Genomic DNA, 14,256 nt, shown 5'->3' with positions numbered 1-14,256 from the left:
CGGTTATATTGAGTTTTATGGCTTTAATTGTTCACAAATATGGCGGTACATCAATGGGCTCGGTCGAGCGCATTCAGAATGTGGCGAAACGCGTAGCCAAGTGGATGCGTGCGGGCCATCAAGTCGTGGTTGTACCTTCCGCTATGTCAGGAGAAACCAATCGTCTATTAGGCTTAGCAAAAGAAATCAATCCTCAGGCTAATCCAAGAGAGCTAGACCAAATTGCCTCAACCGGAGAGCAGGTGAGCTCTGGCTTGCTCGCCTTGGCCTTGCTGAAGGAAGGTGTGGATGCTATTAGTTATGCCGGTTGGCAAGTGACTATTCATACTGATTCTGCATTTACCAAGGCCCGCATCATGGGCATTGATGATCAAAAAATCCTGGCAGATCTCAATGCTGGTAGAGCAGTTGTCGTAACAGGATTTCAGGGGGTTGATCCACAAGGCAATATCACGACCCTAGGTCGCGGTGGTTCTGATACCTCCGCGGTTGCAATGGCCGCTGCCCTGAAAGCAGATGAGTGCTTGATCTATACCGATGTTGATGGTGTTTACACCACGGACCCTCGGGTGTGTGAGGATGCGCGACGCCTAGATCGCATCACGTTTGAAGAGATGTTAGAGATGGCCAGTCTGGGATCGAAAGTACTGCAGATTCGTTCAGTTGAGTTTGCTGGCAAGTACAAAGTGAAAACCCGGGTTCTGTCTTCCTTGACAGACCCATTGATGCCGCTTGATCAAGAGATGAAGTCGGGCACCTTAATTACTTTTGAAGAGGACAGCACTATGGAAGCCGCCGTTATTTCCGGTATTGCTTTTGCACGCGACGAAGCCAAGATCACCGTATTGGGTGTTCCGGATCGCCCTGGTATCGCTTATCAAATTCTTGGTCCAGTAGCCGATGCGAACATTGATGTTGATGTGATTATTCAGAATCAGTCAGTTGATGGCATTACTGACTTCACCTTCACGGTCCCCCGCGCAGATTATCAAAAAGCAATGGACTTGTTGAAGAACAAAGTGCAGTCCCATATTCAGGCTAAAGAGATTACTGGAGACCCTAAGGTTTCCAAAGTCTCTGTTGTGGGGGTTGGCATGCGTTCTCATGTGGGCGTTGCCAGCAAAATGTTCCGCACCTTGTCGGAAGAGGGCATCAATATATTGATGATCTCAACCAGCGAGATCAAGATCTCTGTCGTATTAGATGAGAAATACCTTGAGCTAGCCGTTAGAGCACTCCACAAGGCATTTGAGCTAGATCAGCAGTAAGTTCCGTATTTAGCGGTTATCCGTTAAACTGTGGGCGCTTTAGAAGTAAGCTTTAAGAAATACGGAGACGTGGCCGAGCTGGTCGAAGGCACTCCCCTGCTAAGGGAGCATCGGGGCTAAAACTCTGATCGGAGGTTCGAATCCTCTCGTCTCCGCCAACTTTTCAATCGAAAATCAGGCTTTAAGCCCATTTTGCGGGCTTACAGAGCATCGTCAGCTACAAGGCCTCCCATTTTTCCTTGATAATGAGCTCCATGTCTGTTTCTTTCTCATTTTTTCGCCTTTTAAGTCTTTCGGCACTTGTCCTTGCAGGTCTTTACGGGTGTGCAACTGGCCCTGATTTTAAGGAGCCTCCAGCGCCAAAAGTGACTCGTTATACCGAAAAGCCTATTCCAACTTCATTGGCTACTGCACCAGATGTTCCTGGCGGTACAGAACAAGTGCTCGAAGAGAATGCTGATATTCCTGCGCAATGGTGGGCTTTATACAAGTCACCCGAGTTAGAGGCTCTGATTCAAAAAGCCTTGCAACAAAACCCCACGCTTGGCGCAGCAGATGCTGCCTTACGATCTGCTCAAGAAAATCTCTTTGCGCAGATTGGCGGACAGTACTTTCCTGCATTTAGTCTAAATGGTTCAGGCTCAAGACAACAAGTCCCCCCGGCTGCCTATGGGCAGAGCGGTCCAACGAGTATTTATAATTTGTACAACGCCAACGTAGGCGTGACCTATAAATTGGATGTCTTTGGTGGGGCGCGCCGGACTGTCGAAAGCGCAAGAGCACAAGCAGAGTATCAACAATATCAACTGGAGGGTGCATACCTTTCGCTCACTTCGAACATTGTGACCTCTGCTGTTAAAGAGGCGGCCCTAGAGGCCCAGCTTCAAGCGACTCAAGATATTTTGGATGCGCAAAAGAAGCAGGCCGCGATTACTGAAAAACAATTGATTATTGGTACGGCATCAAAAATTGATGTCTCATCACAAGAAACCTTGGTATCTACCTCTGAAGTTGACTTGATTAATTACGAAAAGAATTTATCCATCATTCGTAATCAGTTGGCGGTGTACGTTGGAGAGCAGCCTAGCAATGCCAATATCGCTGCATTTAACTTAAGTACTCTGAATCTGCCTGAGAAGATTCCCCTATCTCTGCCCTCGAGTCTGGTGCGTCAACGCCCCGATGTGAAGGCGGCTGAAGCGAATATCAAGTCCACCAATGCCTTAGTTGGTGTAGCCACAGCCAACTTATTGCCGCAGTTCAATATCACCGGTGCAATGGGCACTGAGGCTTTGACTACTGGCGCATTGTTTGGACCTGGCGCTGCCCTATGGTCTGTAGGTGGGGCCGTCTTTCAGCCATTATTCCAGGGCGGTCAGTTAATAGCGCAACGCAGAGGAGCTGTGGCGAACTATGAACAAGCCGTCTATCAATACCAAGCAACAGTGCTCAGTGCCTTCCAACAGGTGGCAGACGCTTTAAAGGCCTTGGAAACTGGAGCTAGAGCCTTGCGCTCAGCATCTAACGCTGAACGCTATGCTTACGAAACTCTCAAGCTGTCCGAGATTCAGTACAAGCTGGGTACTACCAGTTATTTCCAGGTACTTTATTATCAGACCCAGTATCAGCAAGCAAAGATCAAGTCGATCCAAGCACAAGCAAACCGCTTTGCAGATACCGCTGCCTTACTCGCCGCTCTTGGCGGTGGTTGGTGGAATCGTGCAGAGCCTGCCTTTCAACCTAAAGCAACCCTAAACGAAAATCAAAATGACACGCCTTGATACATTAAAGCTCAGACTGATTGAAGCTGCCAAAAAGGTACAAGCTTGGGCGATCCAGCAATGGGCAGTTTGGCATATGCAAGAACACCTTTTGAAGACCAAGGCTTACTTGGCAGGTCTGATAGGGCGCTTTAAAGAACGTTTCAAGAACACCCGTGCTTACGCAAAACTCATGGCATTACCTGAGATGGAAAGACGGATGGTCATCATGTTGATCGGGGTGTTCCTACTGCTCGGACTGATTTTTGCTTTCAATCAGTTGAAGACGTTTATGATTAAGCAGTATGTCGCGGGTATGGGTATGCCACCTCAGTCTGTTTCCACCATGGTCGCCAAGGCGGATATTTGGCAACCTAAACTCACCAGCGTGGGCAGTGTTCGTGCTTATCGGGGCGTTGATTTGAGTGCAGAAATCGGGGGCTTGGTAGTCAATGTCCCCGTTCAATCTGGAGCAGATGTAAAAGAGGGCGATTTACTGGTGAAGTTGAATGATGCTTCGGATGTCGCCCAATTAAACTCCCTCAAAGCTCTGGCTGAATTGGCTAAAGTGATTAATGAGCGGGATCGCCAACAGTTGGCGATTCAGGCTATCAGCAAAAATACTTACGATACCTCTAAGGCTGATGCAAAGTCTAAGCAAGCGCAAGTAGAAGCGCAAATTGCCTTAGTCGCAAAGAAAAATATCAGAGCGCCGTTTAGCGGCCGAGTTGGTATCGTCACGATTAACCCAGGTCAATATATCAATCCTGGCGATAAGCTGATGACCTTGCAGACTCTAGATCCCATCTTTATTGATTTCAACTTACCTCAGAGTGATGCAGCCAATATTCAGGTAGGGCAGTCGATTAATGTGACGACGGATGCATTTAAGAATGCGACCTTTGTGGGCAAGATCACGGCTGTGAGCCCTAAGGTGGATACCAATACCCGCAATCTTCAAATCGAAGCGCAGATTGATAATCCGGATAAGAAAATTCTCCCAGGGATGTTTGCCAATGTGAATATTGAAGTGGGCAGCCAGCTTAGCCTCATTACTGTTCCACAAACTGCGGTGACCTATAACCCCTATGGAGCAACTGTATTTATCAGCAAAGATTCTGGCAAGAAGGATAAAGAGGGCAAAACGATTTATGAAGCCCAGCAGGTCTTTGTCACTACTGGACAGACTCGCGGCGATCAAGTGGCTATCTTGAAAGGCATTGATGAGGGCATGACCGTTGTCACCAGCGGACAGCTTAAGTTGAAAAATGGTAGCCCTCTGAATATCAACAATACGGTTCAACCTACCAACCTGCCTGATCCTAAGCCACAAGAGCAGTAAACGATGAAATGGACTGATCTCTTTATCAATAAGCCAGTTTTATCGCTGGTAGTGAGTGCATTGGTCTTGGTTTTTGGTTTTAAGGCAATTGGCTCTTTGCCAGTGAGTCAATATCCAAAAACTGAAAATGCGGTTGTCACCATTACCACGAATTACTACGGTGCTGATGCGCAAACCATGGCGGGGTTTATTACTCAGCCTTTGGAGCAAGCGATTGCACAGGTACAGGGTATTGATTACCTCTCATCCACTAGCGTTAGCGGTCTTTCTACTATCACTGCAAATCTAAAGCTGAATTACGACTCGAATGCAGCTTTAACGCAGATACAGACACAAATTAGTTCAGTTAGAAATCAGCTTCCTCCCCAAGCATTGCAGCCTGTGCTCACAGTCCAAATGAGTCAAACCACTGATGCGATGTATATGGGCTTTTCAAGTGTGGACATACCGAGCAATAGCGTCACCGACTATTTGCTACGGGAGGTCAAGCCGAAGTTTGATGCTGTGGATGGGGTTCAGAACGCAGAGTTAATCGGTGGCAGAAAGTTTGCCTTACGAGCTTGGCTGAATCGGGAAAAAATGGCGGGTCTTGGAGTCGCTGCTGACGATGTCTATAACGCCTTATCTGCAAACAACTATCTCTCGGCAGTGGGTACTACTAAGGGTGATATGGTGTCGGTCGATTTAATGGCCAATACCGATTTGCATACCGTTGAAGAATTTCGAAGGTTGGTCATTAAAAGCGATGGCGTTAACTTGGTCCATCTCGGTGAAGTTGCCACTGTGACTTTGGGTTCTGAGGATTACAACACTAACGTTGCTTTTAGCGGCAAACAATCCGTTTTTATTGGTATTCAAGTAGCGCCTCAAGCAAACATATTGAACGTAGTTGACCGAGTGCGCAAACTCTTGCCCGGCATTCAAAAGCAATTACCAGTTGGTATGACTGGTCAGGTTGTTTATGACTCCACGGAATTTATTACGAGCTCGATTAGTGAGGTTGTCAAAACGCTGTTTGAGGCACTGATCATTGTGACAGTGGTGATTTATTTATTCTTGGGAAGCTATCGAGCTGTTGCGATTCCGGTGATTGCGATGCCCTTGTCGCTAATTGGTACCTTCTTCCTCATGCAGGTGCTGGGTTACTCGATTAATTTGCTGACTTTATTAGCGCTGGTGCTTGCCATTGGTCTGGTGGTTGATGACGCCATCATCGTGGTGGAAAACGTTGACCGTCATATGAAAGAAGGTAAATCGCCTTTTGATGCTGCGATTATTGCCGCACGAGAACTTGGTAGCCCAATTCTAGCGATGACCGTGGTCTTGATCGCGGTTTATATCCCAATTGGCTTTCAGGGTGGCTTGACCGGCGCATTGTTTACTGAGTTTGCATTTACGTTGGCGAGTGCCGTAGCCGTCTCGGGACTCATTGCGTTGACCTTATCGCCCATGATGTGTTCACGCATCTTTAAAGCGGATCAAGAGACGACAGAATTTGCTTTAAAGATTGATCGTGTGTTTGAGAAGGTTCATCACACCTATGAAACAGCCTTACGGAGTCTGTTGAGAACCTGGCAGGTTGTGATCGTAATGGGTGTCATCCTGCTTGGTGGCGTAGCTTACTTATACTCGACCTCCAAAGCCGAATTGGCTCCCACAGAGGATCAAGGGATTGTCTTGATGAATTTGACCGGTCCGCCCAACAGCACCGTAGCGCAGATGCAGCTCTATGCAGACCAAGTTTTTGATATGGCTAAAACAGAGCCTGAGTTTGCCGCATCGTTTCAAATTACGAGTCCAGGTACTGGCTTTGGCGGTATCAATCTAAAAGACTATTCACAGCGTAGCCGCAGTGCAATGACTCTGCAGCAGGTTCTCCAAAACAAGTGGAACTCGATCGCAGGTGTCCGGATTGCAGCCTTCCAGTTTCCGGCTTTGCCTGGTTCGCAAGGCTTGCCTGTTCAGTTCGTTATTAAAACAACTGAACCCTACCAAGCTTTAAATGAAGTCTCACAAGCTGTGCTTGATAAAGCCAGAAGAAGTGGCAATTTTTTCTTTGTGGATACAGACTTAAAGATTGATAAACCTCAGGATATGCTGGTGATCGACAAGGATAAGGTGTCTTCTCTCGGCATGACCCAACAGCAGGTAGGGGGCGCTTTAACAGCGGCCTTGGGTGGTGGTTACGTAAATTACTTCTCGATCGCAGGACGTTCGTATCGCGTCATTCCGCAAGTGGAGCAGGTCAATCGCCTGAATCCAGACCAAATCTTGGATTACTACATCAGAACTCCGAAGGGGGATTTGATACAGGTCAGAACTTTTGCAACTATCCAAAAGCAGGTGGTGCCTGAGTCCATTAATCATTTTCAGCAACTGAATTCAGCAACAATTTCTGGGGTGAGTACTCCGTTTATTTCTGAAGGGGAGGTCTTGAAGTTTTTGGCTGATACGGTAAAAGAAGTCGCCCCCAATGGTTACTCAGTTGACTATGCAGGACCATCCCGTCAGTTTGCTAATGAATCTGGTGGTTTCCTGGGCACAATGTTCTTTGCGATCCTGATCGTTTTCTTGGTCTTAGCAGCTCAGTTTGAGAGCTTTAGGGATCCGATTGTGATTTTGGTCTCGGTACCGCTGGCTTTATTTGGCGCCTTAATCTTTATCAATCTTGGCTTTACTACGCTCAATATCTATACCCAGGTTGGCTTAGTAACTCTGATGGGTTTGATTAGTAAGCACGGTATTTTGATTGTCGAATTTGCAAACGAGTTACAAATTGCTGGTAGAACGAAGTTGGAGGCAATTATTGAGGCTGCCACAGTTCGACTTAGGCCGATTTTGATGACTACCTTTGCGATGGTATTAGGAGTTTTTCCACTGGTAATTGCTTCGGGAGCAGGAGCTGCAGGGCGCAAGTCGATGGGTCTAGTGATCTTCACTGGCCTATCAATTGGAACGCTCTTTACACTTTTTGTGGTTCCTTCCATGTACCTCTTCCTTGGCGCTGATCACCATGATCAAAAACATCCCGAGCCCGAAATTTCTCCTTAATTCACGATCTCACAATTGCATAAAGCCCCTTTAGGGGCTTTTTTATTGCCTCAAAACAACAGATATATTTTTATAAATAAAGTTCACAACTTCACAACTTCTGTAGTATAGTAATCAAATGGAGAAAGCAATATGAAAAGAGCAATACCAAAGACATATCAAGCAGTGGAGTGGGTTGGAAAAGGTCTTACTGCTGCCCAAGCAGCCAGGAAGATGGAGATTTCAGAATCCAGTGTTTATGCCGCGCTGAGGAAACTCAAGGCGAAAGATTTAGGTTGCTGTCCAACATGTGGTCAAAAAATAAGGAAATAAAATGAAAAAGACGATCATCGGTATCCTGTCCATCTCAATATTTGCGTTTGCATTTGCAAATTCCTCACCAGATTCATCTGAATTAGTCACTCAACAATGCAAGCTCTCGGCAGAAACTGTGGCCATGCTGAAAGGTCTTCAATATGGCAACACTTCAATTCGCAAAGATGTAGGTGGATTAATCAAAACCAATCTCCAAGCACCAGAAAATCGTGAAAGAGCGCAAAAAGCCATGAATCGCATGGTGGATGACCAATCAAGAGATATCAGTACCTTAGAGCAAAAATACTGTTCTTAAGAGGACTGGGTAGGCAAAAGGTGGCATGATAGGTGATGCCACAAGAATTGCTTAGAATAGTCAATAACCATTAATTGGAATAACCATGACAAGCCACAAATCCTCGATATCTACTGAGCATGCCTCCCACAAGTTAGTAGATGATTTCAAGGCCTTAATTTCTGACGCTGAGGCTTTAATTAAGGCAAGTGCAGAGCACGGCGGTGAAGCAATGCACTCTGTCCGAGCCAAGGCTGAACACACTCTGAGCGCGGCTAAAGAAAGCTTATCTGAGGCTCAGGGCGTCATTACTGAAAAAGCAAAAGAAGCTGCTCAGGAAGCTGATGTATTCGTCCATGAGAAACCTTGGCAAGCCGTTGGTATCGCGGCGGGTGCAGGTTTATTGATTGGCCTCTTAATCAGTCGCCGTTAAAAGCCGATGGCAACAGAGCATCTATTAAGCTCTCTGAAGAGCTTGCTATCTACCGCAACTTCGATTGCCCAAACTCGTCTTGAATTACTTTCCAGTGATGTGTCTGTTGCTCGGGCTCAGTTCATTAAGCTGCTCGTATTAATTCTGTTTTGCTTATTTTGCTTGTTCTTTGGCCTGGTCATGCTGGCACTCTGGATTGTGGTTTATAGCTCCGAGACCAACCGAATGGCTGCCTTAGCCATCTTAACCGGTGGATTTTTGCTGGCTGGTCTAGTGTTCGGATTGATGATTATGCGCGCCATCAAAACGATGCCGGGATTATTTGCTGCGTCGATCACTGAGCTAGAAAAAGATCGCTCAGCTCTCAATCATCATTAATCAGGCTAATCCCAGATGAGTCGATCACTTGAAACTCTTTTAGCTCGTCAGCACGTCCTTCAAGCTCAGGCTGCTAAAGAGCGTCAGCAAATCAGCTCGCATTTCACAGTCCTCAAGAAACCGTTTTCTTTGGCTGATAAAGGCCTTGAGGCTGTGCAGTTTATCAAGAGCAGTCCCATTTTGTGGACTAGCGCGTTTGCCGTTTTGGCTCACTTTAAGCCTAAATTGGCTAGTAAAGTTTTGGCTCTTGGCTGGGGCGCAATGAAATTATTCAAAACGGCCAAGACGCTTTTCTAGGATTTGGATATGAATACGGCTCAACCGTGGCTGGCACAGTATCCAGCAGGGGTTCCTGCCGAGATCAGTCTTCCAGAGCATACTTCCGTTGTTGATTTGCTGGACAAATCCTTTTTGCAATATCCAGAGCGGACTGCCATGGAATCCATGGGCCAAAAATTTAGCTATCGAACTCTAGATCAGCTATCCACGCAATTCGCCTCTTATTTGCAAACTCTTAATCTGCCAGCTGGCTCAAGGGTGGCCATTATGTTTCCCAATGTGCCGCAATATCTGATTGCGATGTTGGGTACATTGCGCGCAGGCTGTGTTGTAGTCAATGTTAACCCCCTCTACACACCAAGAGAACTTGAGCATCAATTAAAAGATAGCCAAGCATCCGTTCTCGTTCTCTCCGAAAACTTTGCCCATATCTATCAGCAAATAGTGGAGCAAACCCCCTTGAAGCAAGTCGTTGTGAGTAGTCTTGGAAATTTATTGGGCCCCAAAGGCATTCTGGTCAACTTTGTTGCCCGTTATATTAAAAAGATCGTACCTGTGTGGAGCTTTCCTCATAGTCGCTTTATTGATGCCCTTCATCTCGGTAAGCAAAATCCCTTTCAACAATTGCCGATCGATCCTAACTCGATTGCCTTCCTTCAGTACACTGGCGGAACTACCGGCATATCCAAGGGCGCTACTTTATTGCACCGAAATATCCTTGCAAATGTTTTGCAAACTGAAGCTTGGATTGAGCCCGCACTTCATGGCAAGCAAGCAAAACAACTCGTATTTTTATGTGCTTTACCCTTAACCCATATCTTTGCCCTCACTGCCTGTGCCTTATTGGGCTTACGCAAGGGTGGCTTACTACTCTTGGTTTCTAACCCTAGGGACATCACAGGGCTCATCAAATTGCTAGATAAGCATCCGGATGTGAATATCTTCCCAGGCGTCAATACACTTTTTCATGCACTGGTACATCGCCCTGAATTTAAAAAACTCAATTTGTCCAACCTACTGGTCACGATTGGCGGTGGAATGGCAATGCAAAAGAAAACGGCGGATCATTGGCAGGCAATTACAGGCAATCCGATTGCGCAAGGCTATGGACTATCTGAAACCTCTCCAGTGGTCTGTGTCAATACGCCATTGATTAAGCAATTTACAGGAAATATTGGTTTACCGCTACCGAGCACGGACGTAATTATCCTTGGGGAGGACGGTGAAAGAGTTCCATTTGGTGAAGTAGGAGAGATTTGCATTAGGGGCCCTCAAGTCATGGCGGGATATTGGAATCAGCCTGATGAGAACATAAAAGCATTTACCTCTGATGGTTACTTTAAGTCAGGAGATATTGGCTTTATGGATAGTGATGGCTACATCACGATTGTTGATCGCATTAAAGACATGATTGTGGTTGGTGGCTTCAAGGTTTTTCCGAATGAGGTTGAAGAAGTGCTGGCCTTGATGCCCGGCATTCATGAATGTGCTGTGGTTGGAGTGGAGCATCGTAAGCTCGGAGAGATTGTCAAGGCCTATATTGTGAAAGACAAGCATGAGCTTACTAGTGCAGATGTTTTGCAGTATTGCAAAGAACAGATGACCAGCTATAAGCGCCCTAGAAAGATTGTGTTTGTAAATGAGTTACCCAAATCTAACGTGGGCAAAATCTTACGTCGTGAAGTGAGAAAGTTAGAGGATCCCTCAAATCAAGATCGTCATGCTTAATTAGGACTCTTGGGTGGTCCAAACAGGATGGCAATCGTATGGGTATTTCCTAAAACAATACTCATCCCTGTAAATAAAAGATAGGGCCAAACAATTAACCAGTAAACAATTAAAAGAGCCACGATATGCAAGGGGTCACCATTGCCAAAGCTCGCCAGAGAGCTCACAAAGTCTCTGCCATGAATGACTCCATCGACACCATATTCGAGATAATTCAGTAACAAAACAATGGCAAGATAAATAATAGATTGGGCCAAAAGCGAGGGGACAATCCCCAGCCGACGATTAGGGTTTAGTGGGAAAGCGGCCTCACCAATCAGCATAAATTTGGCGCATAAGCCCGCTTTAATGAGGGCAAAACCAAACATCCGCCATGGAATAGGCCATTCTCTTAGGGTTGTGGCCCCCAAAAAAGCCAATGCACAGAACCAGATGCCAAAGTAAAGAGATAGGGAGATCCCTTTTTTGAACTCACTCTCTAGCTTATCTTTGAAGGAGTCTGTATGAACAATAGGGTTCTGGGTATTTAGATTGTTCATATTTGTAATATTCTCCACCTAGTGCATATGCTTTAATAAGACATTATGACTAAAAAACAAGTAGCCCTCTACGTAGCTGCCTTAGCTATTCTGATTGCGATTGCTGTCGCAATAGTTGAGCTATTCCTATTGCCGCCAAATACTGTCGATATTGCTGCAGGCCCAAAGGGAACCTATCTCTATGAAACTGCCCAAAAATATGCCCAAGAGTTTGAAAAGGCTGGGGTTAAGGTCAATGTGATTGAAACGAATGGCACCCTTGAAAATATCGCATTAGTTAATCACGATACTAAAAACATTGAATTTGGTTTTATTGAAGGCGGTGCTGCTAATAGTGCGGACTATCCGAATCTTGAATCACTGGGCAGTATTGTTTATGCGCCGATCTGGATATTCTATCAATCTAAGCTCGGAACAGTTCGGGATATTAATGACCTGAAGGGTAAGAGAATTGCGCTAGGCTTTGTAACTCAGGGGGTTCATAACAATGCTACCCACATCCTGAATGCGGTTGGGATCACGGCACAAAACAGCCAGTTTTTTGATCTTGGTCGCCAGGATGCTTTGAAGGCGCTTGAGGCTAATGAGATTGACGCCTTATTTACTTCGGCTCCAGCTGAAGATCCCCTGATCAAAAAGTTATTTAACTCTCCAAATGTCAGTGTCCTGAATTGGCCTGATGCAGAGGGCATCTCACGCAATTTGCGGGAATTTCATGTTCTTACATTACCGATGGGGACAATTGATCTCATTAACAATAAGCCAGCCAATAATATGAACTTGCTGGCATCCACTTTTACCGTGGTTGCCCAAAAAGAGACTCATTCGGCATTGATTTATCTCATGATGGGCATCATGGATGACATTCACCAGCCACCCAGTTTTTTACATGCAGAGAATGAGTTTCCTGCCGATCGTGATATTGATTTTCCATTAAGTTCCGATGCGCAAAATTATTATTCCCGGGGTGGAAAACCTTTTTTACAAAAGCATTTGCCTTACTGGGCGGCTAGCTTTGTTGGAAAGTTACTATTGGTACTCGTCCCACTCTTGGCTATTATTTATCCATTTTCACAAGCTTACCCAGCATTAACCCAGTGGTTCTATACCCGCAGGGTGAATCGTTTCTATTTGATGTTGGTCAAAATTGAGAAACGATTTGATCAGGGCGGAAATCGAGAGATAACACAGCAAGAGCTGGAAAGCTTACGCACTGAGATTGATGCTTTGATTAAACAAGAAAAGATTCCTAGTTCGTATACCAATCTTCTTTATGACCTCAGGGAGCATGTTGCCCAAGTCATGAAGCGTCATGGAATTAGCTAGTTCATCAGTATCTAGCCTTCAATTTTAAACATAAGGTATTGAATGAAATTTATAAAAATCGGCGTCATCGTCTCTTTGTTATTTTTATTGGGCGGTTGCTCTGTTTATATGGCTGCGCATCAGCCATCCAAAAAAGATATCTCTCTTTTTAAAGTCGGTACACCACGAGATGCCTTGATTGCAGAATTTGGCGTACCTGTGACTAGTGGCGTTAAAGATGGCAAGAAGTATGAAATCTATAGATTCACGCAAGGCTACACTGAAGGTGCTAAAACTGCGCGAGCCCTGGCCGAAGGAACAGCGGATGTCTTTACTTTAGGCATCAGTGAGGCTGTGACTACTCCAGTTGAATCGCTTGCCGATGGCAATTTAATGGTCTACGAAGTAACTTATGACAGCAATGACTGCGTTGATCAGGTAACCAACTTAACCCCAGGCGCAAGTAATCCCTCTACACCCCAAACCAATCCTCCATCAAACACTACACAGCCGACTGGTCAGCTGACCCAACCTGTCGTTCAAAAATAGCTCTAAATAATGTGCCAAAAGAAAAAGCCACCCAAGGGTGGCTTTTCTACAAGAATTTGGCTCCTCGACGTGGGATCGAACCACGGACCAACAGATTAACAGTCTGCTGCTCTACCGCTGAGCTATCGAGGAATAAGCGAATATTATAGCAATATGAAGACACTGCTTCCGACTTCCGCCCAGATCCCCAAAGTCCTGTCCATTGCTGGCTCCGACAGCGGCGGGGGTGCTGGGATCCAGGCAGACCTCAAGGTGATTAGCTCGTTGGGTGCTTATGGTTTGTCAGTGATTACGGCAATCACTGCCCAAAATACATTGGGCGTAACTGCGATTCAGGATATTGATTTACAGATTATTGAGGCTCAAATTGACGCAGTCCTCAGTGATATCGGAGCTGATTCAGTCAAAATTGGCATGTTGGCCAGTCCAGAAATCGTGCAGCTGGTAGCCAAATCCTTGCGAAAACATGGTGTTACCAGAATCATTCTGGATCCTGTGTTACGAGCAACATCTGGGGCGAGCTTGGGTGGCGATGACACAGCGCAGGCGATGATCAGTGAATTATTTCCGATGGCTAGTTTGGTAACGCCTAATTTAGAAGAGGCCTCTTTGCTGCTGGGTCGCGATATTGATCAAGTCGATGACTTTAGATCTGCCGCAGAAGAACTATTAGCCTTGGGTCCTCAGGCAGTGTTGATTAAGGGCGGCCATTTAGATGCAAAGCATGCTGAGCTTACCGATTATTTGATGTGGCGAAGCATTGAAGACTGCCTAGAAATTATTCAATCAAAAGAGTTTAAGCACCGTCGTATTGATACAGAAAATACGCATGGCACTGGTTGCTCTCTTTCAGCAGCCATTGCAACTTATCTTGCTGATGGGCATGATTTAGCTCATGCGGTAGCAAAGGCTATTGCCTATGTGGAAGCGGGGCTTGAGGCTGGGCGTTACCTGTCGATCGGGGAGGGGCCGGGACCACTGTGGCCAATGTTTGAGTTTTACCCAACATCATTGCCTCAAGAAGATCGATAGATC

Annotated in this window: 13 protein-coding genes and 2 tRNA genes; 13 read left to right on the top strand and 2 right to left on the bottom strand. The window is 45.9% G+C overall.

What is annotated here, in order from left to right; all coding sequences use genetic code 11:
- The first annotated feature begins 17 nt into the window (after positions 1-17).
- The 10 genes from AOC06_RS04865 (at position 18) to AOC06_RS04820 (ending at position 10,828) form a co-directional block, all read left to right on the top strand.
- Positions 18-1,268 (top strand): aspartate kinase, encoded by a 1,251-nt coding sequence (locus tag AOC06_RS04865; protein ID WP_215379070.1) that lies wholly within the window; start codon positions 18-20, stop codon positions 1,266-1,268.
- Between the two features lie 63 nt (positions 1,269-1,331).
- A tRNA-Ser gene (locus AOC06_RS04860) sits at positions 1,332-1,426 on the top strand.
- Positions 1,427-1,513: 87 nt separating this feature from the next.
- Positions 1,514-3,049, top strand: a complete 1,536-nt coding sequence (locus tag AOC06_RS04855; protein WP_369411309.1) for an efflux transporter outer membrane subunit — start codon at positions 1,514-1,516, stop codon at positions 3,047-3,049.
- Positions 3,050-3,236: 187 nt separating this feature from the next.
- Complete coding sequence (locus AOC06_RS04850; protein WP_439650697.1) at positions 3,237-4,370, top strand: efflux RND transporter periplasmic adaptor subunit; 1,134 nt, start codon at positions 3,237-3,239, stop codon at positions 4,368-4,370.
- 3 nt (positions 4,371-4,373) lie between these two features.
- Complete coding sequence (locus AOC06_RS04845; RefSeq protein ID WP_215379065.1) at positions 4,374-7,421, top strand: efflux RND transporter permease subunit; 3,048 nt, start codon at positions 4,374-4,376, stop codon at positions 7,419-7,421.
- Positions 7,422-7,734: 313 nt separating this feature from the next.
- Positions 7,735-8,031, top strand: a complete 297-nt coding sequence (locus AOC06_RS04840) for a hypothetical protein (protein ID WP_215277846.1) — start codon at positions 7,735-7,737, stop codon at positions 8,029-8,031.
- 85 nt (positions 8,032-8,116) lie between these two features.
- On the top strand, positions 8,117-8,443 hold the full coding sequence (locus tag AOC06_RS04835; RefSeq protein ID WP_215277845.1) for an ElaB/YgaM/YqjD family protein: 327 nt from the start codon (positions 8,117-8,119) through the stop codon (positions 8,441-8,443).
- A 6-nt stretch (positions 8,444-8,449) separates the two neighbouring features.
- The gene (locus AOC06_RS04830) at positions 8,450-8,821 is read left to right on the top strand and encodes a phage holin family protein (protein ID WP_215277844.1); all 372 of its coding nucleotides are present in this window, start codon (positions 8,450-8,452) and stop codon (positions 8,819-8,821) included.
- 15 nt (positions 8,822-8,836) lie between these two features.
- Entirely contained in the window at positions 8,837-9,118 is a 282-nt protein-coding gene (locus AOC06_RS04825) for a YqjK family protein (RefSeq protein WP_215379064.1), read from the top strand.
- A gap of 9 nt (positions 9,119-9,127) precedes the next feature.
- Positions 9,128-10,828, top strand: a complete 1,701-nt coding sequence (locus tag AOC06_RS04820; RefSeq protein ID WP_215379061.1) for an AMP-binding protein — start codon at positions 9,128-9,130, stop codon at positions 10,826-10,828.
- Here AOC06_RS04820 and AOC06_RS04815 read toward each other — a convergent pair.
- Positions 10,825-11,367: a hypothetical protein gene (locus AOC06_RS04815; RefSeq protein WP_255879883.1), complete on the bottom strand. Its 543-nt coding sequence runs from the start codon at positions 11,365-11,367 to the stop codon at positions 10,825-10,827. The genes AOC06_RS04820 and AOC06_RS04815 overlap by 4 nt on opposite strands.
- Before the next feature lie 45 nt (positions 11,368-11,412).
- Between AOC06_RS04815 and AOC06_RS04810 the strand changes: the two genes are divergently transcribed.
- Both AOC06_RS04810 and AOC06_RS04805 read left to right on the top strand, forming a co-directional pair.
- Positions 11,413-12,693, top strand: coding sequence for a TAXI family TRAP transporter solute-binding subunit (locus AOC06_RS04810; RefSeq protein ID WP_215379058.1), 1,281 nt, complete (start codon positions 11,413-11,415; stop codon positions 12,691-12,693).
- A 42-nt stretch (positions 12,694-12,735) separates the two neighbouring features.
- Positions 12,736-13,221 carry a hypothetical protein gene (locus tag AOC06_RS04805; RefSeq protein ID WP_215271551.1) on the top strand — a complete coding sequence of 162 codons (486 nt, stop codon included), beginning with the start codon at positions 12,736-12,738 and terminating at the stop codon, positions 13,219-13,221.
- Between the two features lie 57 nt (positions 13,222-13,278).
- Here AOC06_RS04805 and AOC06_RS04800 read toward each other — a convergent pair.
- Positions 13,279-13,353, bottom strand: a tRNA-Asn gene (locus tag AOC06_RS04800).
- A gap of 21 nt (positions 13,354-13,374) precedes the next feature.
- On the opposite strand from AOC06_RS04800, the gene thiD reads away from it, so the two are divergent.
- Positions 13,375-14,253 carry a bifunctional hydroxymethylpyrimidine kinase/phosphomethylpyrimidine kinase gene (gene thiD / locus AOC06_RS04795; RefSeq protein ID WP_215277839.1) on the top strand — a complete coding sequence of 293 codons (879 nt, stop codon included), beginning with the start codon at positions 13,375-13,377 and terminating at the stop codon, positions 14,251-14,253.
- Positions 14,254-14,256: the final 3 nt, after the last annotated feature.

Source organism: Polynucleobacter paludilacus (genome assembly GCF_018687595.1).
Lineage (GTDB): Bacteria > Pseudomonadota > Gammaproteobacteria > Burkholderiales > Burkholderiaceae > Polynucleobacter > Polynucleobacter paludilacus.
The sequence above is the reverse complement of the archived record's forward strand: the minus strand, read 5'-3'. Positions and strand labels throughout refer to the sequence as shown.

Excerpts from the sequence above, each read along its gene's own strand:
- AOC06_RS04865 (WP_215379070.1), top strand. The coding sequence starts at position 18 with ATGGCTTTAATTGTTCACAAATATGGCGGTACATCAATGGGCTCGGTC.
- AOC06_RS04855 (WP_369411309.1), top strand. The coding sequence starts at position 1,514 with ATGAGCTCCATGTCTGTTTCTTTCTCATTTTTTCGCCTTTTAAGTCTT.
- AOC06_RS04850 (WP_439650697.1), top strand. The coding sequence starts at position 3,237 with ATGGAAAGACGGATGGTCATCATGTTGATCGGGGTGTTCCTACTGCTC.
- AOC06_RS04845 (WP_215379065.1), top strand. The coding sequence starts at position 4,374 with ATGAAATGGACTGATCTCTTTATCAATAAGCCAGTTTTATCGCTGGTA.
- AOC06_RS04840 (WP_215277846.1), top strand. The coding sequence starts at position 7,735 with ATGAAAAAGACGATCATCGGTATCCTGTCCATCTCAATATTTGCGTTT.
- AOC06_RS04835 (WP_215277845.1), top strand. The coding sequence starts at position 8,117 with ATGACAAGCCACAAATCCTCGATATCTACTGAGCATGCCTCCCACAAG.
- AOC06_RS04830 (WP_215277844.1), top strand. The coding sequence starts at position 8,450 with ATGGCAACAGAGCATCTATTAAGCTCTCTGAAGAGCTTGCTATCTACC.
- AOC06_RS04825 (WP_215379064.1), top strand. The coding sequence starts at position 8,837 with ATGAGTCGATCACTTGAAACTCTTTTAGCTCGTCAGCACGTCCTTCAA.
- AOC06_RS04820 (WP_215379061.1), top strand. The coding sequence starts at position 9,128 with ATGAATACGGCTCAACCGTGGCTGGCACAGTATCCAGCAGGGGTTCCT.
- AOC06_RS04815 (WP_255879883.1), bottom strand. The coding sequence starts at position 11,367 with ATGAACAATCTAAATACCCAGAACCCTATTGTTCATACAGACTCCTTC.
- AOC06_RS04810 (WP_215379058.1), top strand. The coding sequence starts at position 11,413 with ATGACTAAAAAACAAGTAGCCCTCTACGTAGCTGCCTTAGCTATTCTG.
- AOC06_RS04805 (WP_215271551.1), top strand. The coding sequence starts at position 12,736 with ATGAAATTTATAAAAATCGGCGTCATCGTCTCTTTGTTATTTTTATTG.
- thiD (WP_215277839.1), top strand. The coding sequence starts at position 13,375 with ATGAAGACACTGCTTCCGACTTCCGCCCAGATCCCCAAAGTCCTGTCC.